Genomic DNA, 5,371 nt, shown 5'->3' on the forward strand with positions numbered 1-5,371 from the left:
CCGCGATCCCCGCGGCGCCGACGACGGCCAGACCCCAGGCCGTGCGACGGCGCCGACCCGGGCGCGGCGGGCGGGCGCGGTCGGTGGGGGCGAAGGTCTCCATGAGCACACTGTGCCAGCAAGAGGGGTTTTTATATGAATATATGACTCCACATCACCCGTGTGAGCGGAGTCCGCGCAGCCCCCCGGCCGGCGCGCGACGGGTTCGGAAGGCCCCCGGTGCGGGTGGCACCGGGGGCCTTCCGGGCGGCGAGGAATTCGCCGCCCCGACCGGACGACGCCACGGACGGGCCGCCGAGCGTGCCACCTCCTGGATGGCCGCGCGCCGGGCCACCTGGCCGGGGCTCAACCGGTCGGCGGCGGCCGCGAGCGACCACCGGACCGTCGAGCTCCTGGACGCGGTCCTGGCCGGGACCGCCGGCCGCGAGGTCGACGTGCTCACCGCGATGAGGGCGTTCACGGCCCGGTCGATCGCCGAGTACTGCTTCGGCGCGGACTCCACCGGCGTCCCCGACCTGCTCCACGAGACCATCCACGCCACCCAGGCGTTCACGGAGTCGTCCTACGAGTTCCCCTGGTGGCTGCCGCTGCCCCGCCACCGCCGCTTCTTCCGCACCGTCCGGCGGCTGACCGAGGCGCAGACCGGGATCGTCCGGCGGCGACGCGCGCCCGACGCCCACGCGCCCGGCGCCTGCGCACCTCACAGCGACCTGCTCGGTTTTCTGCTGGACGCCGATCCGGTCCTGGCTCGGTGGACCTGGAGTTCGTCGGCCGACTCGCACCGGCGGGCCTGCGGGCAGGCTTTCCGCCGGTACGGCACTGACACCGGGCCCGGCCTCGCGCGGGTAGGCGGTGCTGCTGTTCCTCACCGCCCACCCGGACGCCGGGTGGGCGGCGTCGATCAGAACCCGGTGGCCATGGCGGGGCCGGCCCGGGGGGTCAGCCCGCCAGGTACGGGTTCCAGATGTAGGTGGTGTCCGGAGTGGCCGGCTCCCCCGGCCAGTTGAAGTAGTCGGCGACCAACTCGGCCGGGTGTGTGGCCAGATAGCCCGCGCCAGGTGTGTCGTCGTGGTCGTCCCAGGCCCACGGCGGGTTGGCGGCGTCGGTGTCGCAGGCGCCGTAGGCGGGGCCGAGCACTCCGCCCGCGCCGCAGGCCGCTCCGTACGGGTTGGAGCTGTCGTCGCCGGCGAAGCGGCCCGGGTCGGCGAACAGGCTGGTGGTGTTCCGCCGGTCCCACATCCCGCCGGAGGCGAACACGTCGGTCAGGGTGTACTGGACGTCGCGGTCGTTGGCGCCGGAGGGAACCTCGGCGGTGTCGCCCGGGTAGTAGAGCACGCCGTCACCGCTGTTGTACTGGCTCGCCACCTGCGAGATCGCGGTCTCGGCCCACGCGGCGTGGGTGTTGGCCTGCTGGGCGGTGAACGGACGGGCATGGCCGTCGGTGTGCGGGTCGCTCTTCAGCGGCAGAGTGCCGTCGACGCTCTCCGCGCCGCTGGTGAAGTCGCCGCCGGAGGGGACGTACGAGTAGAAGTCGCTGTGGGCCACCGTGAGGGCCGCCTTCAGGGTCCCGTACGCGGTCCCGTCGTTGGCGACGACGAGCAGCACGCCCTCGGAGTCGTTCTCGTGCTCGGTGAGGTCCTCCTGGTAGTTGTCGAGGATGCCGTCGGACCAGTCGCGCGGGTGGAAGTAGACGTAGAGCAGGTAGGAGAAGGACTGCGTCTGCGTCACCGAGTAGTAGACGTGCGCGGCGAGCGGTGAACGGCCGGTGTTCTCCCAGTTGTTGCGGCCGTTGAGGTCGCCGTCGAAGTCGTAGGCGGCCAGGTAGTCGGACTGGCCGGCGAGGGCGGTCTCACCCGTGGTGTCGACGTCCTGGAAGTGGACCGGGGCCCACCACGCGGCGAGTGTGGGGCGGTCGGTGGCGAGGGTTCCGGCGGCCGCGGCGGCGGGCCGGGCGAGGGCGGCGCACCAGGCCAGGGCCAGCACGACCAGGACGGCGAGGAGCCGGGGCGCGTGACGACGGCCGGCGGTGAGCGGCGGGCGCGGAGCGGGCAGCGGGGGGCGGGCGATCGGCAACGGGGCCTCCGGATCGTGGAGTCGGGCCGGACCGGAACACCGACCGGCTGCATGACATGTGCACGATAAGGGAGAGAGGGCTACCGGTTCGGGGCGAGCGCGCGATGAGCAGAAGAACGCCAGGCGTCGCGCCGCCGGGCCGGCCGGGTCCGTCACCGCCCGCCGCGGTCGGAGCGGTCGGTACTTGTCAGGGGGGAGGAGGTCGTGCGGAACGCGCTGCGGGCGGAGTCCCGAACCCTCCGCCCGCAGTGTTGCCCGTCATGCGTCCGTGGCGGTCAGCGCACCCGTCCGCGCGGCTTCAAGGCCACCGCCGGCAGCTCGGGGGCGGGCAGCGGCGCGCCGTCGTAGCCCTTCACCTCGCCGAAGCGGCTGCCCTCCATCCAGTCCCGGCGGGCCTGTTCGATCTCCTCCTGGGAGCGGCCGATCCAGTTCCAGAACATGACCAGTTCCTCCTCGAACGGCTCGCCGCCCAGGAGCATCAGCGCCGCGTCCGACGCGGCGCGCAGCGGGAGTTCGGCGCGGCCGCAGCCGAGGTAGAGCATCGAGCCGGGCAGCACGGGCACGCCGTCGACATGGGCCTCGCCGGACATGGAAAGCACCGCGTACTCGAAGTCCGGCTCCAGCGGCAGACGTACGTCCGCACCGGCGGTCAGGGTCAGGTCGGCGCCGACGATCGGGGTGTACGCCGTCCCGGGCGAGGTCGCGCCGTCGAGACCGCCGAGCACCAGCGTGGCCTCCAGACCCGGCGCGGTGACGACCGGCAGTTCGGCGTGGTGTTCGAAGTGCGGATCGACATGGCGGTGGCTGTCGGGCAGCGCGACCCACAGCTGCGCCCCGTGCAGGAAGCGGGCGTGCGACCGGGGGCTCTCCTCGGAGTGGCTGATGGCCCGGCCGGAGGTCATCAGGCCCAGTTCGCGGGGGCGGATCGTCTGAAGACTGCCGGTGGAGTCGCGGTGCAGGACCTCCCCCTCGTGCAGCCAGCTCACCGTCTGGAGGCCCATGTGCGGGTGCGGGGGCACCTGCATGCCGGGCTCGTCGGCGATGTCGTCGGGGCCGTAGTGGTCCACGAAGCACCAGGCGCCCACCATGCGCCGGCCCAGGTTGGGCAGCAGTCGGCGGACCTCGGTGGACTCGCCGAGCCGGACGCGGCGAGGGCTGAGGAGTTCGCGCACCGGCTCCGCCACGACGAACCCACGGCCACCGCAGACGGCGGGAACCGGCTCGCGGTCAAGATTGCTCATGGCGCCCAACCTAGCCCCGCCGGACCCGCTCCGTCAGTCCGTCGCCTGGGCTGTCGCCCGGTCAGGTAGCGGTTCGCTTCCGGATGCGGTTCCCGGTGCCCGGCCGCCCGCCGGGCGCGCCGGGCCGGGAGCGGCCGTCACCGCACCGGGAGCCCGGCACGGTGGACGCGTAGTGGAATATTCAACAAACCTGGGCCGTTGTCGCCCCCGAAGGAGGTCACGAGTGGAGACGACGTACTACGACCACGGAACGACGGCGGAGCGCTGGGAGCGCGGGCGGATGTTCTTCGACGCCGAGGACTACGCGGCGGCGGCCCGCGTCCTGGACGGACTGGTCGAGGAGGTGCCCGAGCAGACGGCGCCCCGGCTGCTGCTGGCGCGCGCCTACTACCACTCGGCCCAACTGCGCCGGGCGGAGAGCGAGCTGCGCGTCATCGTGGACCGCGACCCGGTCGAGCACTACGCCCGGCTGATGCTGGGCCGTACGCTCCAGCGCCAGGGCCGGCACGAGGAGGCGGCCTCGCACCTGAGGATCGCCTCGGCGCTGGCGGGCGACTTCGACCAGATCTGACAGGTCTGACAGGTCTGACAGGTCTGAGCGGTCGGCCCCGGGGAGGGGGAGCGTCCTCCCCGGACGGCGGGGGCGCGCGGTACGACTGCCGCGCGCCCCCGCCGTCGTTCCGCTACGGCGTCACCCGGCCGCCGCTTCGCTCCCGGAGGTCCGCCGGCCCCGCCGGTGGGCGATCTCGCCGAGCACGACGTCGACGGCGACGAAACAGGCCAGGGGAATGCCGAGCAGCGGCACGAAGTAACCGAGGACGGCGACCGCGGCCAGCCCGGGGACGAGTACGTACGGCGGCACCTGCTGCCAGGAGCCGCGCGGTATCGGGCGGCCGAACGCCGAGCCGCGGCCGCGCTGCCACCACATGCGGTAGCCCCACACGATCAGCAGGATCAGCGACAGCGCGAGCAGCATCAGGGCGATCTGGTTGACCAGCCCGAACAGGGACCCGCTGTGCAGGTCGATGCCCCAGCGGGTGAGCTTGGCGAGCACCGGGTAGTCCGCGAACCGCAGCACGTCGGTGACCTCGCCGGTCGCCGGGTCGATCGCCACCGAGTCCTGCTTCGTGGGCCAGCTTCGCTGGATCTGCTTGACGACGTAGGCGGAGGAGGCGTCCGCGGGCGGGACGATCTCCACCGGGTCGCCGAGCCGCTCGGCGCGCGCGGCGGCCAGCACCTTGTCGAGGCCGACCCCGTGTCCGGCGTCCCCGCCGGCAGCGGTCGCCGCGTCGTGCCCGGCGTGTTCGCCGCCCGCCGCCGTCGCGACGGACGGGGTGGACTGGCCGAGCGAGGTGCGCAGTTCGTCGATGTTCGCACCGGCGTACGTCGACCAGGTCAGACCGGTCGCCGAGAGGAACAGGAACCCGGCCGCGGCCCAGGCGCCCACGGTGCCGTGCAGGCCCAGCGTGCGGCGCCGCCCGCTGATGCCGCGTACCTTGCGCAGCGCGCGGCGGCGCGAGAACCACAGCACCAGACCGCCCAGCGCGACCACCCACAGCCAGCTCGCGGCGAGTTCGCTGTAGAGGCGGCCGGTCTCGCCCAGGTGGAGGTTGCGGTGGAGTTCGCTGATCCAGGTACGCAGCGGCAACGCGCCGGACGAGCCGTACTGTTCGAGGGCGCCGCGCACCTTGCCGGTGTACGGGTCCACGAACACGGCGAGGGTGTGGTCGGCGCCGACGCCCTCGACGCCGGAGAGCAGCACCCGGGTGGTCGCGTCGGGCGCCGGCGAGGGCCGTACCGCCGTGACGGTGCCCTCGGGGTGTGCCGCGCGGGCCGCGGCCACCTGTGCGGACAGCGGCAGTTCGGTGTCGCCGACGGGCACCGTCATCTCGTGGGCGTACACAAGCTTCTCGGCTTGGTACGAGCCTGCGTACAGCAGGCCGGTGACCGCGGCGACGAGCAGGAACGGAGCGACGAGCAGGCCCGCGTAGAAGTGCAGTCGCAGGACCAGCGGGCGCAGTGTGGTCCACCCGCGGGAGGACGGCGCGGGTGGGGCG

Annotated in this window: 5 protein-coding genes; 2 read left to right on the plus strand and 3 right to left on the minus strand. The window is 73.4% G+C overall.

What is annotated here, in order from left to right; translation table 11 throughout:
* Window positions 1–314 precede the first annotated feature (314 nt).
* Window positions 315–1,007, plus strand: a complete 693-nt coding sequence (locus FNH09_RS44290; RefSeq protein ID WP_152895530.1) for a cytochrome P450 family protein — start codon at window positions 315–317, stop codon at window positions 1,005–1,007.
* Here the strand turns inward: FNH09_RS44290 and FNH09_RS44295 are convergent.
* Both FNH09_RS44295 and FNH09_RS44300 read right to left on the minus strand, forming a co-directional pair.
* Window positions 940–2,073 (minus strand): hypothetical protein, encoded by a 1,134-nt coding sequence (locus FNH09_RS44295; protein WP_202919884.1) that lies wholly within the window; start codon window positions 2,071–2,073, stop codon window positions 940–942. The genes FNH09_RS44290 and FNH09_RS44295 overlap by 68 nt on opposite strands.
* A gap of 275 nt (window positions 2,074–2,348) precedes the next feature.
* Window positions 2,349–3,314, minus strand: a complete 966-nt coding sequence (locus FNH09_RS44300; RefSeq protein ID WP_152895531.1) for a pirin family protein — start codon at window positions 3,312–3,314, stop codon at window positions 2,349–2,351.
* A 223-nt stretch (window positions 3,315–3,537) separates the two neighbouring features.
* Between FNH09_RS44300 and FNH09_RS44305 the strand changes: the two genes are divergently transcribed.
* Window positions 3,538–3,885 (plus strand): tetratricopeptide repeat protein, encoded by a 348-nt coding sequence (locus FNH09_RS44305; protein WP_338017868.1) that lies wholly within the window; start codon window positions 3,538–3,540, stop codon window positions 3,883–3,885.
* Between the two features lie 120 nt (window positions 3,886–4,005).
* On the opposite strand, the gene FNH09_RS44310 is transcribed toward FNH09_RS44305, so the two are convergent.
* Window positions 4,006–5,371 (minus strand): PepSY-associated TM helix domain-containing protein (locus FNH09_RS44310; RefSeq protein ID WP_152895532.1); only part of this gene is annotated, 1,366 nt, incomplete at its 5' end.

The organism is Streptomyces adustus (assembly GCF_009377175.1).
Taxonomy (GTDB): domain Bacteria; phylum Actinomycetota; class Actinomycetes; order Streptomycetales; family Streptomycetaceae; genus Streptomyces; species Streptomyces adustus.